Raw genomic sequence first — 20,451 nt, forward strand, 5'->3', positions numbered from 1 at the left:
AAGTCTCAGTTTGTAAAAAACTGAGGCTTTCTTTATTTTAATAAGTTTAAAAGCGCATCAAAATCCACTTTATGTTGCTCTCCTGAAGCCATATTTTTTAATGTGAATACTTCTGATTTTAATTCTTCCTCACCCATGATAACCACAAACGGAATATTACGACGGTTTGCATAATTCATTTGTTTTTTCATTTGCTTACCAGAAACCGCTGCATCTGGAAATAACTCTGCTTTTACATTGGCTTGTCTTAATTTGGTTACAGCTCCCAAACTAAACATAGCCTCTTTGTCACCAAAATTAATGAAGAGAACTTTTGTAGATTCCGCAATGGTTGAAGGAAATAAATTCAATTCCTCTAAGACCAAATAAATACGATCTAAACCAAAGCTAATTCCTACTCCACTCATATCTTTTAGTCCAAAGATTCCGGTAAGGTCATCATAACGACCACCGCCACCAATGGAACCCATTTTTACGCCTTCTGGTGCTGAGACTTCAAAAATAGCACCTGTGTAATAGTTTAAACCTCTTGCCAACGTCACATCTAATTGTAAAGTTGCTGTTTTTAGTTTTAAGTTTGAAATGGCTGTGTTTATAAATTCGAGTTCTTCAATGCCTTTCAAACCAATTTCTGAAGCACTTAAAATGGATTTTAAACTTTCAATCTGACTGCCGAAATCTCCTTTTAAGGTGAATAAGGGTTGAAGCTTCGTAATTCCCTCTTCAGAAATGCCTTTACCTCGCATTTCCTCTTTTACTTTCTCTTCTCCTATTTTGTCTAACTTATCTAAAGCGACTGTAAAATCCATGAGTTTATCTTGTGCACCAATCACTTCGGCTATACCAGATAAAATTTTACGATTGTTGATTTTAATAGTAACACCTTCTAATTTTAAAGCCGAAAATACCGCATCATACAATTGCACAAATTCTACTTCTTGAAACAAAGACTTAGAACCCACCACATCTGCATCGCATTGAAAAAACTCTCTAAAACGCCCTTTTTGTGGACGGTCTGCACGCCAAACCGGTTGTATTTGGTAGCGTTTAAATGGGAATTCGATGTCGTTTTGGTGTTGTACAACGTATCGGGCAAAAGGCACAGTTAGGTCATAACGTAATGCTTTCTCAGAGATTTTAGGAGTAATTAAACTTTCAGATTTAGAATTATAATCATCTTCTGAAATTTTCTTTAAATATTCACCACTATTCAAAATTTTAAAAATCAAGCGATCTCCTTCATCACCATATTTCCCCATTAAAGTGTCTGAGTTTTCAAAACTTGGGGTTTCAATTGGTTGAAATCCAAAAACTTGAAACTGTTCTTTTATCGTTTCCATGATATAAGTACGCTTTGCGACGTCCTCTGCGTTAAAATCTCTTGTGCCTTTTGGGATGCTTGGTTTTTGTGCCATGTTTACTTTCCACGAAAGTGGAAATCTTATTTAGTGAAACTTAATTTAAACTCAATAGTAATCACAAAAATATTATAATTTTTAGAGGTCTTACTAAGATAATTCAATTTTATAGTAACTTTATACTGTTTAAGTCGTCTTACACTTTAAACAACCCAATTAACGCGATAAATAAACTATGTTTTCATTAGCCAAAGAGAATATTAGAATTGCTTTCGATTCTATAAAAAGTCAACTGCTACGAACTATCTTAACGGTTTTAATTATTGCAATTGGCATCATGGCTTTAGTTGGAATTCTAAGTGGTGTGTCAGCATTAGAGAATACGATTTCGAGTAATTTCTCTTCTATGGGTTCCAATACCTTCAATTTTCAACGTTATGAATTTACAGCGCAACGTCAGAGCAGTAGAGAACGTCAGAAAATAAATCCTATTATTGATTATAGAGATGTTAAGGATTTTGAAGACAATTATAATTTTCCGTTTACTAATGTAGCTGTGTCTTTTTATGGCACATCAACTGCTGAAGTAAAATACGAAAACAAAAAAACAGATCCGGAAGTTGCTGTCCTTGGAGCTAACGAATATTATATTGAAAATTCGGGATTAGATATTGAATTTGGACGCTCGTTAAACGTGTTTGATATAGAGAATAGTAATTCGGTTTGTGTGATAGGAAGTGATTTACAAAAAGCGTTATTTCCTGTTGAAAATCCCGTTGGAAAAACCATAAACATAAGAGGTTCTAAGTTTAAAGTTATTGGTGTATTGAAAGAAAAAGGTGCTACGTTTGGGAATAATCAAGATTTAAGAGTGATTATGCCGATTCAGAAAGCACGTTCTATATTTACCAATGCTAATATTAATTATAGCTTAAGTGTAAAAGTAGATAAAACTGACATGTTAGAAGCTGCACAAGATGATGCGATACTCATCTTCAGAAATATTAGAGGTCTCAACCCAATTGAGAAGAATGATTTTGGCATTGAGCGTAGTGATGATTTATTGAATCAGGTAGCACAACAAACTTTAGCTCTTTATATAGCGGCTTGGATTATTAGTATCATTACTATTTTTGGATCGACTATTGCGTTAATGAATATAATGTTGGTTTCCGTTAGTGAGCGTACACGTGAAATAGGTGTAAGAAAAGCGCTTGGTGCAAAAAGCAAAACGATTGCCTTTCAGTTTTTTATGGAAACCGTTATTATCGGTCAGCTCGGTGGAATTCTAGGAATAACATTAGGAATTCTAATTGGTTGGGGAGTTTCATCTAAATTTGATTTAGAATTCGCGACACCTTGGTTTGCCATGTTCTGTGCAGTAGCTATTGCTTTTTTAGTGGCCATTATTTCAGGATTGTTTCCCGCCATAAAAGCTTCTAAATTAGATCCTATTGAGTCTTTGCGTTATGAATAACGTAGTACTCCGTAAAGAAGAATATTAGGCGTTTTGAGATAACTTCTTATTAAACCCAATAAAATACCCAACCAATAAGATGATACTGTATAGAACGCTATTTAAAGCGCCAAATGTATTCATCAAATAGTCGTACATTTTTACATAAAAAAGTATAACGCAGACAGCACTAATAACTATTATAATTTCCGTTCTCTTCTTTAAAATAACAAATCCACATAAACCGTTGGAACAGAATGCTTTTATGACAAATAGTTTTAAAAATAAACCAAATAGAGCACAAAAAAAGAATTCTATTTTATGTACAGGGTCGAGAAAGAACGGGAAAAATAAAAAATAAGCGAAATAAAAATAATTGAGAATAAGATTAGATTTGAACATTTTTATACATTTCAATTTTTGATTACCACCTCTAAATTCTCATCGATTTTTATTTAACGCTTCAATATAAAATTATTTAGAACCTCACAAGTCACCCAAAGTGATGAAAAGGAGGCGTTTTACTTCTTACGTCTTCCTTTCTAATATTTTACCCTTTCACCAATTCTGCAAAATAATTAAACAATTCACCTTTTGTAATATTCGCACCAGATTGAATCATTTTAAAAATGTCTAAATATTTATCGTCTGAATAGTCCTTCTTAGCATTAAAAAATTCAACAGAATCTGATAATAAATTATCTCTTAACCAATTAAACCCTTCTTTAGTAGTAAAGTCTACATATTCGTTTTCTTCTATTCTTAACGCTATTAATCGCATGCTTTTCTCATTACATTGAAAAAGATGAATTTGTTGTGGAGAAATATGTTCTAGATATTCCACTTTACTTAAAACACCCAACCAAACTAAATCACTAAAAACGTCTAGTTCTTGCTCAGCAGCTTCTGGCTTGTTCTTTTTAATGTCTTCCCACTCGTCACCTGTAATGGATTGTGTGGCTAAAAAATTGATGAATTCTTGGTGTAATTCTTCAAATTGTTCCTTTGTTAATCTTGAATATTTCATTTGTGCTGAATTTGTTTCAGTATCTTCTTAAAATTAATTTATCGCCTTAAAAGCTGCAAAAGGTCTATCGGTTGCAATAATATCGGCACCATTTTCTTTCCACTGACGGTATAATGAATCCCCTTTAGCTTCGGCACTTTTATCTAAGTTACCAAGGGTTCCAAGAACACAAACAATATTATTATCGTGTAATCTTTTAAAAAGGGAAGCATCTGACAAACGTGTTCCTGTAAAGGCTAACATACTATTTTTTGGAATTCCACCTTCCAACAAACGGTCAAATTCATCATTATTTCTCGCTGAAACAGACAATAACAATTCTGGTGCTAATTTATAAGCCGTTATAGCTTGTTCAACATCATAAGTGATAATTATACTAACGTCTTCTGCTTTAGCCGTTCTTATAGCATTAATTACAGTTTCTTGACTTACCGTTTTCTTAATATCAACGGTCAGTATTACATTATGCTTTACACTCCATGTTAATACATCAGAAAACAATGGAATTTTAAAAGCAGTTTCGTTACCATGATCATCCTTTAAATTGAATTCTTTTAATTCATTATAAGTTAAATCAGCCACTTTACCACTTCCTGTTGTGGTTCTATCTATAGAACTATCGTGTAATAATACCAGCTGTCCATCTTTGGTTTGTGCGACATCAATTTCATAAATGGCCACAATACTATCGTTGACGTATTTCAGGGTTTCTAATGCATTTTCAGGATAATTTACTAATCCTTTACCACCACGATGTACACTTATATTAGGATATCCTGAATTTGAGGCTTTAAATAGCGCAATGAGTTTAGAAGCTTCTACTTCTGAAGTTTTTGCTGGTTCTTTAGCCTGCTTACAACTAATAAAAGCACAACATATAAGAATATATAAAAAATGTTTCATAAATATGACCACGGTTAAGATCTTCTAAGTTTTAAAAACTTCATAGATCTGGTAAAAAAAATTACAAAAAAACCGCTTAGTAAACTAAACGGTTTTTTAAAATTGTAATAAAGAGATTATGCATCTGCAATAACATCGAAAATTAAATCAACAGTTACTGATCTGTGTAATCTAATTGCAGCTTCGTACTGACCTAAACGCTTAATGTTACCACCATTGATAGAAATAAATTTCTTATCAACATCGTGACCAGCATTTTTTAATGCAGCAGCTAAATCGATAGTGGTAATAGAACCAAATAATTTATCTCCAGCAGTTGCACCAGTTCCAGCTTTAGCTGTAATTTTAATTTCTAAACCTTTTAAAGCATCAGCAGTTTTTTCTGCATCAGCAATAATAGTTTTCTCTTTGTAAGCTCTTTGCTTTAAAGTTTCTGCTAATACTTTTTTAGCAGAAGAAGTAGCCATTATAGCTTGTCCTTGAGGAATTAAAAAGTTTCTACCATAACCGTTCTTAACAGATACAATATCGTCTTTAAATCCTAAATTATCAACGTCTTGTTTTAATATAAGTTCCATTGTGTTATGATATTTTATTTTAATAAATCAGCAACATATGGCATAAGTGCTAAATGTCTAGCTCTTTTTACTGCCACAGATACTTTTCTTTGATACTTTAAAGATGTTCCTGTTAAACGTCTTGGTAGTAATTTACCTTGCTCGTTTACAAAACCTAATAACCAGTCTGCATCTTTATAATCTACATACTTGATTCCAGATTTTTTGAAACGACAATACTTCTTAACTTTAGAAGTCTCTATATTAAGAGGAGTAAGATATCTAATCTCACCGTCTTTTTTTCCTTTTGCTTGTTGTTCTATTGATGACATAATTACGCTTTTGCTTTTGCTTTAACTTTCATTTTTTCTCTTCTTCTCTCAGCCCATGAAATAGCATGTTTGTCTAATTTCACAGTTAAGTAACGCATAAAACGCTCATCACGTCTAAATTCTACCTCTAAAGGCTCAATTGCCTCACCAGCAACAGTGTACTCAAATAAATGGTAAAAACCACTTTTTTTGTTTTGAATTGGATAGGCTAATTTTTTTAGTCCCCAATCTTCTTTTGATACCATCTTAGCTCCTTTAGAAACGAGGAAATCCTCGTATTTCTTTACTGTCTCCTTTATCTGGTCTTCAGATAAAACGGGATTTAAGATGAAAACAGTTTCATAATGATTCATAATAAATAATTTTTGTTTATTGTTAAAACGGCTGCAAAAATACATATAATTTCTATATTTGACAACGTTTTTACCGGTAAAAATTAAATAGGTTTTATGGCTAAAAATTAATGTTAATTATTACGGTTTGTCGGTATTATTTGTTTTTTAACCGAATTTATCGTACTATTGTCGATATCTTAACCTAAAATTAATAATGTTATGACTTTAAACTGTGTAGTTGTTGATGATTCTGCGATTCAGCGCCTCTCTATAGTAAAGTTAATTGAGAATCATTCCTCACTTAACCTTATCGCGGAGTACAGCAGTGCGTTAGAAACAAAAAACGGTCTTAATACCCATAAAGTAGATCTTATCTTCTTAGATATAGAGATGCCGGTATTAAACGGTTTTGAGTTACTAGATGTACTCAACAACAAACCCCAAATTATTTTTGTTACCGGTAAAACCGAGTATGCTTTTAAAGCATTTAATTACGATGCCACCGATTATCTTCAGAAACCAATCACAAGAGAACGTTTTAATGTTGCCGTAGAAAAAGCTATTGAGCAGCATAAATTGAAACTAGACTTTAACGAAACTGATGGTGAGCATATATTCGTAAAAAGTAATCTTAAAAAACGTAAAGTTTATATAAAGGATATTAAATGGATTGAAGCACTAGGCGATTACGTTAAAGTAGTAACAGAAGAAAACAGCTTAGTTGTGTTATCTACAATGAAAGCGTTTGAAAGCGAATTGCCCGAAGGTAAATTCTTAAGAATTCATAAATCTTATATTGTGAATCTTGATAAGATTGACCGTTTTAACAGTAAAAATGTTGAAGTTGGTGCGTATGAGATTCCATTGAGTCGAAATAAAAAGACCCAATTAGTAGATGCTTTAAATAACATGTAGACCCAAATACATTTACATTAAAAGCATTACATTATAATTTTAAAAAATCCTGAGCATTTGCTTAGGATTTTTTGATTTCACACCCCTAAAGTCTACTTAAAGTAACAATACTAATCAAGAATATTCAAGTTTTTTTAGTGTGATTCATTACATAAAAAAAACCTCAATCTTTGTAAAAAAGTAATTATACAAAATGTATTCTAAATTGAAAAACACCATCTAAACTCCATAAAAACCAGAATAAGGCTGATTATTAAAAGGTTTCTTATGCGCTCAACATAGTCCTGCAAGGTTTTTAAAACCTGCTAGGTCTTAGTAATTATCTACATTAATCACCACACGAACCGGTCTAAAATCTTTTACAGCATTAAAGCTATTATCAATTTTTCTTATGGCCTCTTTAGTTTTTCCTAAAGATTGTTTTGCTGGAATTTTAACTAAGATATTTTTGTGATACAAATTCCGGATTCTTGATACAGGTGGAAATTCCGGACCTAAAACATTATGCTTAAATAATTGCTTTAAAGATTTTGCATACCAATCTGCAGCCATATTCACACGGTTATAATCTTTATGCTTAAAGGTAATTTTAATCAATCTATAAATTGGTGGATATTTATAATTGTACCGCTCATTCATCTGCTCAGCGTACATTTCCTTATAAGCATTTGTAGATACTTGTTGTAAAATGTTATGATGTGGATTGTACGTTTGAATCAATACTTTTCCTCGTAAATCTGTTCGACCAGCTCTACCAGATACCTGAGCCATTAACTGATAACTACGCTCATGTGCTCTAAAATCGGGAAAGTTGAGCAAGTTATCTGCATTCATAATACCAACTAACTTTACAAATCTAAAATCTAAACCTTTGGTTAACATTTGTGTGCCAACTAAAATATCAACTTCGCGCTGTTCAAAGCTATTTATAATTTTTTCGAAACCGTATTTTCCACGCGTGGTATCTAAATCCATTCGCGCTACTTTCTTTTCTGGAAATAACACTTTTACTTCTTCTTCTATTTGTTCTGTTCCAAAACCTTTAGTGTCTAAAGTTGAATTCCCACAACCTTGACAACTTTTTAGCATGGCTGAGTTATAACCACAATAATGACAGCGCAATTGATCTCTATACTGATGATACGTTAAACTCACATCACAATTAGGACATTGAGGTGATGTTCCGCACGTCGTACATTCTATAATTGGCGAAAACCCTCTTCTATTTTGAAACAATATAATCTGAAACCCTTCCTCTAAGGTTTCTGTCATTTCTTCAATTAATCGGTCACTAAAATGACCTTTCATGCGTTTCCGTTTGTACTTATCGGCTAAATCTACAAGCTCAATGTCTGGCATTAACACATTATTATAGCGCGTGTTTAATTCTACCAAACCATATTTTCCTTGGCTCGCATTAAAGTAAGATTCTAAACTTGGTGTAGCTGATCCCAAAAGGGTTTTGGCTTTAAATAGATTTGCCAGTACAATTGCAGCATCTCTTGCATGGTAGCGTGGTGCAGGATCGAATTGCTTGTAGGACGACTCATGCTCCTCATCTACAATGATTAATCCTAAATTATGAAAGGGTAATAATAGCGATGATCGTGCTCCAATAACAACTTGTGCTTTTTCAGAATTGGTAAGCATATTTCTCCACACTTCTACCCTCTCGTTTCCTGAATATCGGGAATGAAACACAGCCACCTTGTCTCCAAAATAATCTTGAAGTCGGTTAACCAATTGCGTGGTTAAAGCAATCTCTGGCAATAAATATAAAACTTGTTTTCCTATATCTAATTGCTTCTGAATGAGCTGCACATAAATCTCAGTTTTACCAGAAGACGTCACACCATGTAATAAAGCAACGGATTTTTCTTTGAAGATATCTTCAACTTCATCGTAAGCTTGTTGCTGGGCTTCGCTTAATCGCTTCGCATCGGCATCACCCTCTCCATCAAATTGAATACGGTCGACTTGAATGTGATACTCTTCTAATATATGTTTATCAATTAAAGTTTTAATGATACTTGTTGAAGAACTACTTCTTTCTGTTAATTCCGAAACTTTAATCGGTTGTTTCAAAGAGGCTTCCATTGTAAAAAGCGTTAAAACAACTTCGCGTTGCTTAGGTGCTCTACTTAATTCTTCTAATAATTCTTGAAGCTTTTCTGGAGATTTATGGTTGTGATGTAACTTTACATAACGCACTAATTTAGGTGTATATTTTTCGTAAAGTTCTTCTTGTAAATTTATTACCCCTTTTTTTACCAAGTCATTGATAATAGGCAACACCCTTTTTTTATCTAAAATTGAAACAACATCATTAATTTTCAGTGAAGATTGATGTTGTAAGGCTTCGTAAATTAAGAATTCCTCGTCATTTAATTCAGACTCTAGAATGGCAACGTTTTCATTTTTAGATATGACTGTTTCACTTTCTAATAAAAATGCATTTGGCATAGCAGCACGCATCACTTCACCTAAACTACACATGTAATAATTAGAAATCCAGCCCCAATGTTTTAATTGGTTTTCCGTAATCACAGGGGTTTCGTCTAAAATCTGATGAATGGTTTTAGCATCGTAAGCCGTTGGAGGATTTTGATGAATACTATAGACTAAAGCCGTATACACTTTACTCTTTCCAAAAGGTACAGCCACGCGCATTCCTGGTGATAAAAACTTGGATTCTGCTTCAGTAATATGATATGTGAACGCTTTTTGAAGCGGAATTGGTAATATGACGTCTATAAAATGTAACATTATTTTACACGTTTCCAATATTGCGTCCTGTAGAAAAAGGCCAGATAACCTCTTACCTGAAGGGTATCAGGATCATCTTCAAGCTTAAGACGGCATCTATACGTGGTCCCATTTTCAGGATTAAGTATGGTGCCTCCGTCATAAACCTTTCCGTTTTTAGTTAAACCTTCTATAAAAACCAATCCAACAATTGGTTGATCTTTGTGAGCACCACTGCAATCATTACAAGTTCTAGATTCTACATCTGGATTAGTTACAGCTATGATTTTACCATATATTTTACCGTCTTCTTCATAAATTTCAACTATAGATTTCGCATCACCTGTATTATCATCTATGGTTTTCCACTTCCCTAAAATATTCTGAGCTGGCAAATTAAAAAACACCGTGAACAAAATAAAAAATGCTAAAGTGTTTTTAATCATTGTTTGTTTTTTTAGAGATTTATTTCTCAAATGTAATGGGTTTAATTTAAAAAACCACCTCGATTGGAGATGGTTTTTGAAAACTTAAGACATTTTCTGGTGTTTTATGATTGAATATATTGCTTCTTAAACAACGAATTAAAATAAGTTAACCTCCTATTTTCAACAACTTACGAAGCGATGCTGTATCTTTCTTTTTTCCAACTTTAACTGTACTACTTTTAGTATTAACACTCGGTTTTTTTTCAGTGTCTCGTCTTCGAGTTGCAGCGTTTTTGTTTTTTACAATTTCAACCTGCTCTACTTTTGGAATATTAGCAACGGTACCTCCTGCCTTTCTATCTGCAAGTGCACGCAACCTAGCTACTTCTGCATCATAATCACCCATGTATATTTTGTCGTACAATGCTACTGCAGCACTATAGTTTTCTTGCTCTTCATAAATCCAAGCTAATAATAACAACTCGTGTCTGGTTGATTTTGCGTTTTCTCTAAACGGATTAATTTCTAAACTTTTATTAACATCTGCTTCAGCTGCTTTAATGTTCCCTAAATTAAACTGCAATTGAGCTCGCATGTAATAAGCCATTTTATTTGGTGTTAAAGCCACCATTTGATTGTACTTCTCTAAATCGGATTCATTAGCGTTTTTTCTAGCAATTAACTTTTTACTAGTTCTTTGATAATTTAGATGATTAAAATACACATCGCAAGTATAAATTAATTCATAGGGCATCGCTACCAATAAGTCTTTACGTGCTAACTGTCCTTTTTGAAATTTTACATTAACATCTGACTCAACGATTTGCGCATCAATTTGCGCCGCATACTTAGGAAGTGTTTCTCGTAAACAAGCTTTGAACGCATTTTCTGTAAGTGTTCGTTTTAGACTTTCTTCTTCTAAACACGCACAGACATCTGCTCTAAAACCATTTTTATAAGCCTGTGCATTTACCGCGTAAAATTCTAGGAAAGCGACAAAAAACAACATAATTGATTTCATATAATTTATTTTAAAATATCTTGTTTTAATCATCTTCTTCGTCTTCTTCTGTGCCAATGAAATAAGCTTTTACAGCAGTCATACAAAAGTTAAGTGCATTTTTTGTTCTATTTAAATTAAACGTTGCCTTTGCTTGTCTCATAAAAGGAGCATCGCTAATATCTTCTGCGATATCTGGTACCTCTTGCCAAAGACTATCAGCATCTCGTTCTGCACGTTCCATTAATTCATCTTCAATTTCTACCGGAACCTCTACTTCGGCTTTAATTAAACTATCGTAAACAAAAACCTTGTGATACAATTCAAAAGAATGATTCACAAAATTATCTACGCTTTCAATTTTTGATTTTCTTTTAGGTTTTTTTATTCGCTTTTCTTGAGACCAGCTTTGTATAGGAAGTAAAAAGAGCATCAACATGCCTATAAAAATATAACGTTGAAAATAGTACACTGCTTTCATAATTGAGGGATGTATTAAAAGTTACTTATATAGTAAATTAATTGTAATCGATGGTTCCATTCATCGTTAAAATAGCACCAGAGTCCACATTAATTACTGTAGTATCATTAAACACAATGCGCTTTGCCGATTTATCGACACTAAAACCCGTACCACAATCTGTGTTATCTTCCGAACTTGTTGCCGGAGTTGAGCACACATAACTAAACTCTTCACCATCTTTAAGAATCGTCATAGAAATCGCTTTTTGTGCATCTGAACCATCTCCAACGGTAAATTCAGCCGCAACAATAATAAATGCATTTAAAAAATTGCCGACATTTGGCTCTCCATTTACAAAAGTTGTATTTTCATCTGAAAGCACCACAGAACTAGAGGTACCTGTTGTGTCTAAAGCATCTTCATCAATATTTCCAACAGTTAAGGACGTCCCTATAGAAGACGTATCAGAGCCTGATAATTGAATTGTTCCAAATACAGAGTTACTCCCAGAACTGTCGTCACTACTGGCACAGCCAACAATTAATAAAGCAATTAAAATAATTTTTAGAGTATTCAATTTTGATTTCATATTCTTTAGTTTTGATTTATAAATTCTATCCAATAATTAAAGAACCTTATAATATCTGCACAAAACCATAACCAACCTATTATCGTTGGCTTTGAATGTATTAACGTTGAATCTGTAGCTGATTTTAGACAATAAATCATTATTTTTAACGAGCTGTTAATTAAATCCCTCAATGAAAAGATCTTTGACAATCATCTTTTTACTAATGTTTACGTTTTGTTTTTCACAGAATAAAATGCTCGATTCATTAGAAAACGTAATCAATAATTACAAGATACAAGACACTAACTATGTGAACTTAAGAATTAAGTACACGGCAAGAAAACTATTTTTAACACCCTCAGACACCACATGGACGACTTATGTGAATAAAACATTAGCCATTTCCAAACAACTTAGGTATCCAAAAGGTATTGCTATTTCTTACAATAATTTAGGCATTATAAATCATTACTTTTTATCTGATCCATTAGAAGGCCTCAACTATTACCAAAAGAGTTATGACATTTTTGAAAAAGAACAGAAATTCAAAAAATATGAACTTGGAGTACTTACCAATATCGGACTCATCAATTATGAACAACAAGACTATGACAAAGCTTTAAAAAGTTTTAAAACTTTATTAGATAACCCTGAAAACAAAAGCAAGTTCAGTACAGAATTTTATATTGGGAATGTTTATGGAGATCAAAAACAGTTAGATTCCTCTATCTACTATTATAAAAAAGCGCTTGAAGGTGCAGAACAAAATAATCAGACTATAGTCATCGCGAATATTAAAACCAATTTAAGCATAGTACAAGCAAATGCCGGTTTTTTAGACGACGCTTTAACTAGTACAGTTGAAAGTTTAGATTTAATAGAAAAACACAATATTGAAGGCCTCCGTGTTACCGCTTACACCAATGCCGCCGAAGTATATTTACAAAATAATGATATTGAAAAAGCCGAATATTATGCGACTAACAGTTTAAAACTAAATGAAGGTTTAAATAGTTTATCCACTGAAAATAGTGCTTTAGAAACCTTAGCAAACGTATATGCACAGAAAGGAGATTATAAGAACGCTTTAGTCACCTATCAAAAACATATTATTTTAAGAGATAGTTTAATAAATGCTGATCGTAAACTCGAAATATCTCGCAAAGAAATTCAATTCGAAGCAGATAAACATAAAGCCATATCTGAAGTAGAAATTGAACGCCAAAAATCCATCAAAAACGCTTCAATCATTGGTGGTTCTTGTCTCATTTTAGCTTCATTAATAGGGTTTGTTTTATACAGAAGAAAACAAGACGCTGTTTCAAAATCTAAAGAAGCTGAATTTAACGCTAAGGTTTCCGACACTGAATTAAAAGCGCTGCGTTCACAAATAAATCCGCATTTCATCTTTAATTCTTTGAACTCTATTGGAGACTATATTTTAAAAAACGACACAGAATCGGCAAGCGATTACCTTAGTAAATTTGCCAAACTGATGCGTCTTACTTTAGAGAATTCAGAAAAGAAAGAAATTCTTTTGTGTGACGATATTGCATTATTAAGAACCTATATGGATATTGAACGCAAACGCTTCAATAATAAATTTGACTACACTATTGAAGTTGATTCCGAATTAGATGCTGAAAACATATTAGTACCACCAATGATTCTTCAACCCTTTATTGAAAACAGTATTATACATGGTTTATCACAAAAAGACGAGCTTGGACTTGTAAAAATTACATTTAAATCTGAAAATAATATGCTCATTTGTAGTGTTGATGATAATGGTATTGGTCAAAAAAACTCGAAGTCAAATAAAAGTAATGATGACAATAAATCAATGGGAATGGCAATTACCAAAAGTAGAATTGAAATTATTAATAAATTGAAAAACACCAACGGAACTGTAGAAATTATAGATAAAACCGAAGGCACCAGAATAGACGTTTCACTTCCAATGCAATTGGCATACTAGAAATTAATTTTAAGATAAGCTTCCGCTTTCTCGGGAAACAACTATGATAAAAACCATAATTATAGATGACGAAAAACATTGCTCTGATCGAATTTTAAATCTTATTGAGCAACATCCAAACACCTTTAAAGTACTTGCTGTTATTGATACTGTAGGCGAAGCTTTAAACAGTGTTCCTCAATTACAACCCGATTTAATATTCCTTGACATTAAAATTCATGATAAAACCGGATTTGACTTTTTACAAGATATTGGTCCTTCTAACTTTAGAGTAATATTTACTACAGCATTTGATAACTTCGCCATTAAAGCATTTAAATTTAGTGCCTTTGATTATTTACTAAAGCCCATAGATTCTGATGATTTTAATGATGTCATAGTACGTTTAAAAGCAGACTTGTCTCATTTTAACATGCAAAATCAACTTCAAAATTTGTTTATTAATTTAAAACCAAATCAAAAGAAAGTCATTACCATTCCATCTTTAACAGGATTTGAAACTTTAAAAGTTGAAGATATTATTCATTTGGAAGCAGATACGAATTACACTCATATTTTCACAAAAGATGACAAATGGATGGTCTCAAAACCTATAAAATTCTACGAAGATTTATTAGCTGACAATGCTTTCTTCAAAACGCATAAATCCCATTTAATAAATATAGATCACGTTAAAAAATACTACAAAGGCAAACAGAGTTATGTGCTCATGTCTAATGATGCTCAGGTTCCTATTTCAGTGAGACGCAAAGATGAATTCTTAAAACATTTTACTTAATTAACTCCTCAATATCTTTTTGCTTAATCTCTTTTCTAGCTCTTGGATGCTTTCTCAAAAACTGAAGTGATGCGTTAAGCTCATAACCCAATAGTAAAATATTAGAGTTCAGCCATAAATAAAGCAACAAAATTAATAACGCTCCGATAGAACCATAGAGCTCATTGTATTGGGAAAAGTTTTCAATATAAATACCGAATAGAAACGACGTTAACATAATTAGCAACGTGGTGAGTAATGCTCCAACAGAAAAGAATTTGGACGCTCTTCCTTCTTTAGTCCCAAAATAATATAATGTAGCTGTTGCTAAATAGGTCATAATAACAAAGAATAAATACTTCGCAAAAATGATCCAACCCAACCCTTGATCACCTTCGGTCATTGCATGACCACTTATGCCTTCATATATTGGCTTAATGACATATATCTGAAAATACCCAAACACAGCAACGGTTAACAGTAAAAGAAAAGCAAGGATCAAAGCCACACCGATAGCATACATATATTGTTTAAAGATATTACGATATAGCTGTTTATGATACGAGGTTTCAAAACCAGAAAACACAGCATTTACACCGTTAGCCATTAAAAAAACAGAGAGTAAAAATATAGAAGAAATTAAGCCTCCACTTGTATTACTACTCATATCTTGAAAAATACTATCTATAAAGAATTCAGACGTTTGAGGTGGTAAAATGGAATTTAAAAAATCTAAAAAATCAGATCGAAAACCATCAATTGGAATATGTGGTATTACAATAATCACAAATAATAAAAATGGAAAGATTGCTGTAAAAAAACTAAAGGCTATCGCACTGGCTCTTGTTGTTAACGCACCATTAACGATTCCCATGACGTAAAGCTCTAATAAATCGTATACCGATAAACCTTCAAATCCTGGTAATTTAATCCGTTTAAAAAAACGCACAAGTATATTTATAACCGGAATTTTATTTAATTTATCTTCTATTACTTTTGTCATTATTTAGCTTTTAGCTCATCTTTATTATCTCCAACTAATGTACTTACCACGAACTAAATTATACAGCTTTCAAACTTAAATCTTTATTATAAACCGAATGTGTCAACGCTCCAGAAGAGATATAATCTACGCCACATTCTGCATATTTTCTAAGTGTATTTTCGTTAATTCCACCAGAAGACTCTGTTAAACATTGGTCGCCAATTAGTTTTACAGCTTTACGTGTATCCTCATAATTGAAGTTATCAATAAGGATCCTGTAAACCCCTCCACAGTCTAAAATTTCTTTTATTTCTTCAAGGTTTCTGGCTTCAACTATGATTTTCAAATCACGATTGGTATCAACTAAGTATTGCTTTGTTAAATTTATTGCCTTGGCCACTCCTCCTGCAAAATCGATGTGATTATCTTTTAACATAATCATATCATACAATGCAAATCTATGATTCTCACCTCCTCCAATTTTTACAGCCCATTTTTCAAGTGCTCTAATACCAGGAGTTGTTTTACGCGTATCTAAAATCTTTGTTCCTGTACCTTCTAATAAATCCACAAACTCTCTCGTTTTAGTTGCAATCGCACTCATACGTTGCATCGCATTTAAAACTAAACGCTCTGCTTTAAGAATAGATTGTGAAGCCCCTTCAACATAAAATACAATATCTCCATGCTTTACCTTTTCACCATCTTCGATTAAGGTTTCGACTTTCATATCGGGATCAACATAGGCAAAAACTTGCTTTGCAAATTCAACGCCAGCAATTACACCTTTATCTTTTACTAATAATTTTGCCTTTCCTTGAGCTGTTGCAGGAATACATGCCAACGAGCTGTGGTCACCATCTCCAACATCTTCTCTAATGGCATTAGCTATAATACCTTCTATTTCTTTATCGAATTGTGCTTGTGAAATCATCTGAATACATATTTGATGTAAAAATAGGAATTGAAATTTGAAAATTTGAATAAATCTATTGTCAGTTCGAGTGAATTTATAAGTAAAACGAATAAATTTGTATCGAGAACAGTCTAAAACAGATTTCTCGATACAATTCCGAAACATAAAATCGGATTCACTCGAAGAGACGAACACATGAATATAAAACTCATAGCCATAGGCAAAACCGACAATAAAAACTTAATTGCGTTAATTGCAGATTACTCAAAACGCCTTGGTTTTTATATTAAGTTTGACTTTGAAATTATTCCTGATTTAAAAAAGGCAAAGAACCTATCTGAAGCCCAGCAAAAGGAAAAAGAGGGTGAACTCATTTTAGCAAAAACACAAACATCGGACGTCTTGGTTCTACTCGATGAAAATGGAAAACAACTAGATTCCGTAGCATTTTCTGGCTATTTGCAGAAACATATGAATTCTGGCATAAAAACGTTAATCTTTGTTATTGGTGGTCCTTATGGGTTTTCGGATGCTGTCTACGCGAGAGCAAATGGAAAGTTAGGCTTATCAAAAATGACATTCTCGCATCAAATGGTAAGATTATTCTTTATAGAACAATTGTACAGAGGGTTTACAATTCTTAGAAATGAACCTTATCATCATCGCTAAAAACTATAAACCCTCTGGTACTAAACGTCGGAACGTTTCTTCAATTAGTGTGTTTTATAAACTTCTTTTCGTTTTTTAAGCTGTCTTGTTAAATCGCTGATCGTTTCATTCATTGCCATTTCGTAATTCTTCTCATTAGAAGTTGCAAAAATACGTGGTCCAGGCAGACTTAATTCTATATTACAAATCTTCCCTGTCTCGTGGTCTTTTTCGTCATGCTTAAAATATACTTGAGCCGAAATAAGAAATTCGAATTTAGTAGCTAATTTTTCTAATTTTTCTATTGTCAATTCTGAAAGTGTATCACTTACATCAATGTTTACATATTGAAAATTTACCGTCATAATCTATCTTGTTTTAATGAATTATTCTTTTCACTAAGATACATGATTTAGTCAGTTTCTTGACTGATAATTATCATAATTAATTGATAAAGTTTATTACTTATTTAATAAAAAACTGATTTGCAAAAGCGTAAGCGTTTACGATTTTTTATTAAACTTATAACCAATAGCTAATTTGGCTTTAGTAAGATTTAAGAGGTAATTATTGCCATAATCTAAATCTGTACTATACAAACTATTATTATAGCTTAAACTGACATAAAACTGTTTTAAGTTATAACTTAAACCAATTAGAAAATCTAATTTATAAAGCATTAAATTAGAAGGTTTATAAGCACTATCTTGTAACGTTACTTTTTTATCTACCAAACCTACACCTGGCATGACATTAACAGTCGCGGTAATATTCTCTGGCAGTTTAAAGAAAGAAATCACTCCTGCCATAACACCAAAAGACAAACCTTGATACCTTTTAATATCCCCTTGTTCATTAAAATAAGGACTAGTAGTTTCGGATAATAGACTAGGCTTTGCTGAGAAATAATCAAAACTACCAAAAACACCTACACCTCCAGTGATAAATATGTTGTCGTGATTTTTATTAGACAAGCCTGCCTTTAATTGCGAATACGAAAACTCTATATCGTCTAACGTGTACATATAATTCAGTCCAACACTTACAGACTTAATATCATCCCTAAATACCGTAGGCTCATCAAAATTATTCTTAGCATTAAAACCTTTATACACTTGCGTGAAAATTTTCACATAATTCTTATCCTTTAAGATAGTTGTGGCTTGTAAATCGAACCTAGATGTTTTCTCTTTATTTGGATTTTTAATATTTACAGCAATATCTAAGATGATTTTTTTAGTGGCAAAACCTAGTCCAAGACCATATCTATTATTAGGCACAAACTTAGCTTTAGAGTCACTATCTGAAATACTAAATTTATTAACCTTAAAATTAGAAAATATACGCAGTGAATAATTTTCAATATCTCTATCCACAAGTAATGAATCTAAATCATCCAAATCTTGTGCGCTTAGAGCTATGCAACTAAAACAAAAAACTAAAAGTAAAAGAGACTTCACCATTGCAGTTATGTTAAAATATTTTGTTTTGACAATTGATACTAAATTAGATTCCTATTTTTACAAAAGCAAAATTACATTAAATAAGATCATATTATGCAACTTGTTTTCGCAACTAATAACTTAAATAAATTAAAAGAGGTTCAATCTATGTTACCTGAACATATTAAACTTTTATCCTTAAAAGATATTGCCTGCAAAGAAGATATCCCAGAAACCCAACCTACCATTGAAGGCAATGCGATACAAAAAGCAGAATACTTAAAGGAGCATTATGGTTACGATTGCTTTGCAGATGACACAGGTTTAGAGGTTGCTGCTTTAAATGGTGAGCCTGGAGTGTTTTCTGCACGTTATGCAGGTCCACAACGTAATGCTAACGATAATACTAATAAATTACTCACAGAACTTAAAAATAAACCCAATCGAAATGCACAATTTAAAACGGTAATTGCTTTACACCTCAATGGAAAACTCCATTCTTTCTCTGGAATTTGTAAAGGAAAAATTACAACAGAAAGACATGGTGAAGGTGGTTTTGGTTACGATCCTGTTTTTAAAGCTGATGGTTATTATAAAACATTTGCTGAAATTTCTTTGGAAGAAAAGAATAAAATTGGACACCGTGGAAAAGCAGTTGCTCAATTGATTGATTTTCTGAAACAATAGCAATTAACAACAAAGCAAACTAATATCATTCTAGTTGCACATATCCTTATGAAAACCAAGTTACAAATATTCAAAATTGTTGCCAAACATTTAAGTTTCACTAAAGCTGCTGAACAATTATATATTTCCCAGCCTGCGATTTCAAAAGCAATAAAAAATTTAGAGCAAGACTACAATACAACGTTATTTATAAGAAAAAGAAATTCTATAGAAATGACAACTGAAGGAAAGTCATTTCTTATTTACACCAATAAAATATTGACTATTTATGCTGAAATGGATGAGAAATTTCTTCATAAAAAAGACAACTTTCCAAATTTTATAAAGTTTGGTGTAAGCACCACCTTATCTAACTATATTATTCCTAAAGTAGTAGCTAAATTTAGAGTAAATTTTCCAGAAACAAGATTCAATATCATCAGCAATAATTCTGACACTATTGAAGAGTTAATTTTAAATGAAGACATAGATTTTGGAATTACCGAAGGACGCACGTCTAACCCAAAATTACACTTTGAAAAATTTATTAAAGATGAAATTGTCTTGGTAACAAATGTAAATAATCACACCTTTAGAAAAGGAGTTATTGATATAGAAACATTACAACAGATTCCAATAGTTGAACGTGAAAAAGGCTCTGGAACAAAAATGATTATAGATACCTTTTTATTAGAACATAAAATCACGAAGCTCAATTCTGTCGTGTCTTTTAATAGTACCGAAGCTATCAAAAATTATTTATACCATTCTGATCATTACGCTCTTCTTTCAATCCATTCTATTTCTGGTGATTTGATGAATAACAAACTCAAAATAATAGATATGAAAGATTTAAGCATTGAGAGATGGTTCTATTTCGTAAACAGAACAGGCTATCTTTCTAATACTTTTGAATACTTTAAAAAATTCATTCGTCACAACTATAACTTTTAGTTATCTCACATAAAC

The 20,451-nt window shown here is 32.2% G+C and carries 22 protein-coding genes; 7 read left to right on the plus strand and 15 right to left on the minus strand.

The genetic code is table 11. The annotated features are described in order from the left end of the window. Positions 1-32: 32 nt before the first annotated feature. A complete protein-coding gene (hisS, locus tag HM992_RS16105; RefSeq protein WP_179320386.1) occupies positions 33-1,415 on the minus strand; it encodes a histidine--tRNA ligase in 1,383 nt (460 codons plus the stop codon). A gap of 178 nt (positions 1,416-1,593) precedes the next feature. Between hisS and HM992_RS16110 the strand changes: the two genes are divergently transcribed. Further along, positions 1,594-2,835 carry an ABC transporter permease gene (locus tag HM992_RS16110; RefSeq protein ID WP_179320387.1) on the plus strand — a complete coding sequence of 414 codons (1,242 nt, stop codon included), beginning with the start codon at positions 1,594-1,596 and terminating at the stop codon, positions 2,833-2,835. Between the two features lie 529 nt (positions 2,836-3,364). On the opposite strand, the gene HM992_RS16115 is transcribed toward HM992_RS16110, so the two are convergent. From HM992_RS16115 to rpsF, 5 genes are all read right to left on the minus strand, one after another. Further along, the gene (locus HM992_RS16115) at positions 3,365-3,841 is read right to left on the minus strand and encodes a DUF6495 family protein (RefSeq protein WP_178984073.1); all 477 of its coding nucleotides are present in this window, start codon (positions 3,839-3,841) and stop codon (positions 3,365-3,367) included. Positions 3,842-3,874: 33 nt separating this feature from the next. Next, a complete protein-coding gene (locus tag HM992_RS16120; RefSeq protein WP_179320388.1) occupies positions 3,875-4,744 on the minus strand; it encodes a glycerophosphodiester phosphodiesterase family protein in 870 nt (289 codons plus the stop codon). A gap of 116 nt (positions 4,745-4,860) precedes the next feature. Beyond that, entirely contained in the window at positions 4,861-5,322 is a 462-nt protein-coding gene (rplI, locus tag HM992_RS16125; protein WP_178984071.1) for a 50S ribosomal protein L9, read from the minus strand. A 14-nt stretch (positions 5,323-5,336) separates the two neighbouring features. Next, the gene (gene rpsR, locus HM992_RS16130) at positions 5,337-5,636 is read right to left on the minus strand and encodes a 30S ribosomal protein S18 (RefSeq protein WP_173588564.1); all 300 of its coding nucleotides are present in this window, start codon (positions 5,634-5,636) and stop codon (positions 5,337-5,339) included. After that, a complete protein-coding gene (gene rpsF, locus HM992_RS16135; protein ID WP_178984070.1) occupies positions 5,636-5,986 on the minus strand; it encodes a 30S ribosomal protein S6 in 351 nt (116 codons plus the stop codon). The genes rpsR and rpsF overlap by 1 nt, the downstream gene beginning before the upstream one ends. 201 nt (positions 5,987-6,187) lie before the next feature. On the opposite strand from rpsF, the gene HM992_RS16140 reads away from it, so the two are divergent. Continuing rightward, complete coding sequence (locus HM992_RS16140) at positions 6,188-6,883, plus strand: LytR/AlgR family response regulator transcription factor (protein ID WP_178984069.1); 696 nt, start codon at positions 6,188-6,190, stop codon at positions 6,881-6,883. Between the two features lie 312 nt (positions 6,884-7,195). Here HM992_RS16140 and priA read toward each other — a convergent pair whose 3' ends face one another. From priA to HM992_RS16165, 5 genes are all read right to left on the minus strand, one after another. Next, positions 7,196-9,649: a replication restart helicase PriA gene (gene priA / locus HM992_RS16145; RefSeq protein WP_179320389.1), complete on the minus strand. Its 2,454-nt coding sequence runs from the start codon at positions 9,647-9,649 to the stop codon at positions 7,196-7,198. Then, positions 9,649-10,074 (minus strand): DUF2147 domain-containing protein, encoded by a 426-nt coding sequence (locus HM992_RS16150; protein ID WP_115809374.1) that lies wholly within the window; start codon positions 10,072-10,074, stop codon positions 9,649-9,651. The genes priA and HM992_RS16150 overlap by 1 nt, the downstream gene beginning before the upstream one ends. A gap of 148 nt (positions 10,075-10,222) precedes the next feature. Then, positions 10,223-11,077, minus strand: coding sequence for a tetratricopeptide repeat protein (locus HM992_RS16155; RefSeq protein WP_179320390.1), 855 nt, complete (start codon positions 11,075-11,077; stop codon positions 10,223-10,225). Between the two features lie 25 nt (positions 11,078-11,102). Next, positions 11,103-11,537 carry a hypothetical protein gene (locus HM992_RS16160; RefSeq protein ID WP_179320391.1) on the minus strand — a complete coding sequence of 145 codons (435 nt, stop codon included), beginning with the start codon at positions 11,535-11,537 and terminating at the stop codon, positions 11,103-11,105. Between the two features lie 37 nt (positions 11,538-11,574). Continuing rightward, positions 11,575-12,108, minus strand: coding sequence for a hypothetical protein (locus HM992_RS16165; protein WP_179320392.1), 534 nt, complete (start codon positions 12,106-12,108; stop codon positions 11,575-11,577). A 172-nt stretch (positions 12,109-12,280) separates the two neighbouring features. Between HM992_RS16165 and HM992_RS16170 the strand changes: the two genes are divergently transcribed. Beyond that, on the plus strand, positions 12,281-14,068 hold the full coding sequence (locus tag HM992_RS16170; RefSeq protein ID WP_179320393.1) for a tetratricopeptide repeat-containing sensor histidine kinase: 1,788 nt from the start codon (positions 12,281-12,283) through the stop codon (positions 14,066-14,068). Between the two features lie 43 nt (positions 14,069-14,111). Beyond that, positions 14,112-14,846, plus strand: coding sequence for a LytR/AlgR family response regulator transcription factor (locus HM992_RS16175; protein ID WP_179320394.1), 735 nt, complete (start codon positions 14,112-14,114; stop codon positions 14,844-14,846). Here HM992_RS16175 and HM992_RS16180 read toward each other — a convergent pair. Together HM992_RS16180 and nadC are read right to left on the minus strand one after the other, a co-directional pair. Next, positions 14,839-15,828: a YihY/virulence factor BrkB family protein gene (locus tag HM992_RS16180; RefSeq protein WP_179320395.1), complete on the minus strand. Its 990-nt coding sequence runs from the start codon at positions 15,826-15,828 to the stop codon at positions 14,839-14,841. The genes HM992_RS16175 and HM992_RS16180 overlap by 8 nt on opposite strands. Positions 15,829-15,886: 58 nt before the next feature. Beyond that, positions 15,887-16,744, minus strand: coding sequence for a carboxylating nicotinate-nucleotide diphosphorylase (gene nadC / locus HM992_RS16185; protein WP_179320396.1), 858 nt, complete (start codon positions 16,742-16,744; stop codon positions 15,887-15,889). 177 nt (positions 16,745-16,921) lie between these two features. Here nadC and rlmH point away from each other — a divergent pair, with 177 nt between their 5' ends. Continuing rightward, entirely contained in the window at positions 16,922-17,395 is a 474-nt protein-coding gene (gene rlmH / locus HM992_RS16190) for a 23S rRNA (pseudouridine(1915)-N(3))-methyltransferase RlmH (protein ID WP_179320397.1), read from the plus strand. Between the two features lie 44 nt (positions 17,396-17,439). Here the strand turns inward: rlmH and hpf are convergent, their stop codons facing one another. Together hpf and HM992_RS16200 are read right to left on the minus strand one after the other, a co-directional pair. Beyond that, positions 17,440-17,739, minus strand: coding sequence for a ribosome hibernation-promoting factor, HPF/YfiA family (gene hpf / locus HM992_RS16195; protein WP_178984059.1), 300 nt, complete (start codon positions 17,737-17,739; stop codon positions 17,440-17,442). A gap of 138 nt (positions 17,740-17,877) precedes the next feature. Further along, positions 17,878-18,774 (minus strand): DUF4421 family protein, encoded by an 897-nt coding sequence (locus HM992_RS16200; protein ID WP_229720516.1) that lies wholly within the window; start codon positions 18,772-18,774, stop codon positions 17,878-17,880. Between the two features lie 156 nt (positions 18,775-18,930). Here HM992_RS16200 and HM992_RS16205 point away from each other — a divergent pair, with 156 nt between their 5' ends. Beyond that, the gene (locus tag HM992_RS16205) at positions 18,931-19,503 is read left to right on the plus strand and encodes a non-canonical purine NTP diphosphatase (protein ID WP_179320399.1); all 573 of its coding nucleotides are present in this window, start codon (positions 18,931-18,933) and stop codon (positions 19,501-19,503) included. 48 nt (positions 19,504-19,551) lie between these two features. After that, positions 19,552-20,436, plus strand: coding sequence for a LysR family transcriptional regulator (locus HM992_RS16210; RefSeq protein WP_179320400.1), 885 nt, complete (start codon positions 19,552-19,554; stop codon positions 20,434-20,436). Positions 20,437-20,451: the final 15 nt, after the last annotated feature.

The organism is Winogradskyella helgolandensis (assembly GCF_013404085.1).
In the GTDB taxonomy this organism is placed as follows: domain Bacteria; phylum Bacteroidota; class Bacteroidia; order Flavobacteriales; family Flavobacteriaceae; genus Winogradskyella; species Winogradskyella helgolandensis.

Excerpts from the sequence above, each read along its gene's own strand:
- hisS (WP_179320386.1), bottom strand. The coding sequence starts at position 1,415 with ATGGCACAAAAACCAAGCATCCCAAAAGGCACAAGAGATTTTAACGCA.
- HM992_RS16110 (WP_179320387.1), top strand. The coding sequence starts at position 1,594 with ATGTTTTCATTAGCCAAAGAGAATATTAGAATTGCTTTCGATTCTATA.
- HM992_RS16115 (WP_178984073.1), bottom strand. The coding sequence starts at position 3,841 with ATGAAATATTCAAGATTAACAAAGGAACAATTTGAAGAATTACACCAA.
- HM992_RS16120 (WP_179320388.1), bottom strand. The coding sequence starts at position 4,744 with ATGAAACATTTTTTATATATTCTTATATGTTGTGCTTTTATTAGTTGT.
- rplI (WP_178984071.1), bottom strand. The coding sequence starts at position 5,322 with ATGGAACTTATATTAAAACAAGACGTTGATAATTTAGGATTTAAAGAC.
- rpsF (WP_178984070.1), bottom strand. The coding sequence starts at position 5,986 with ATGAATCATTATGAAACTGTTTTCATCTTAAATCCCGTTTTATCTGAA.
- HM992_RS16140 (WP_178984069.1), top strand. The coding sequence starts at position 6,188 with ATGACTTTAAACTGTGTAGTTGTTGATGATTCTGCGATTCAGCGCCTC.
- priA (WP_179320389.1), bottom strand. The coding sequence starts at position 9,649 with ATGTTACATTTTATAGACGTCATATTACCAATTCCGCTTCAAAAAGCG.
- HM992_RS16150 (WP_115809374.1), bottom strand. The coding sequence starts at position 10,074 with ATGATTAAAAACACTTTAGCATTTTTTATTTTGTTCACGGTGTTTTTT.
- HM992_RS16155 (WP_179320390.1), bottom strand. The coding sequence starts at position 11,077 with ATGAAATCAATTATGTTGTTTTTTGTCGCTTTCCTAGAATTTTACGCG.
- HM992_RS16160 (WP_179320391.1), bottom strand. The coding sequence starts at position 11,537 with ATGAAAGCAGTGTACTATTTTCAACGTTATATTTTTATAGGCATGTTG.
- HM992_RS16165 (WP_179320392.1), bottom strand. The coding sequence starts at position 12,108 with ATGAAATCAAAATTGAATACTCTAAAAATTATTTTAATTGCTTTATTA.
- HM992_RS16170 (WP_179320393.1), top strand. The coding sequence starts at position 12,281 with ATGAAAAGATCTTTGACAATCATCTTTTTACTAATGTTTACGTTTTGT.
- HM992_RS16175 (WP_179320394.1), top strand. The coding sequence starts at position 14,112 with ATGATAAAAACCATAATTATAGATGACGAAAAACATTGCTCTGATCGA.
- HM992_RS16180 (WP_179320395.1), bottom strand. The coding sequence starts at position 15,828 with ATGACAAAAGTAATAGAAGATAAATTAAATAAAATTCCGGTTATAAAT.
- nadC (WP_179320396.1), bottom strand. The coding sequence starts at position 16,744 with ATGATTTCACAAGCACAATTCGATAAAGAAATAGAAGGTATTATAGCT.
- rlmH (WP_179320397.1), top strand. The coding sequence starts at position 16,922 with ATGAATATAAAACTCATAGCCATAGGCAAAACCGACAATAAAAACTTA.
- hpf (WP_178984059.1), bottom strand. The coding sequence starts at position 17,739 with ATGACGGTAAATTTTCAATATGTAAACATTGATGTAAGTGATACACTT.
- HM992_RS16205 (WP_179320399.1), top strand. The coding sequence starts at position 18,931 with ATGCAACTTGTTTTCGCAACTAATAACTTAAATAAATTAAAAGAGGTT.
- HM992_RS16210 (WP_179320400.1), top strand. The coding sequence starts at position 19,552 with ATGAAAACCAAGTTACAAATATTCAAAATTGTTGCCAAACATTTAAGT.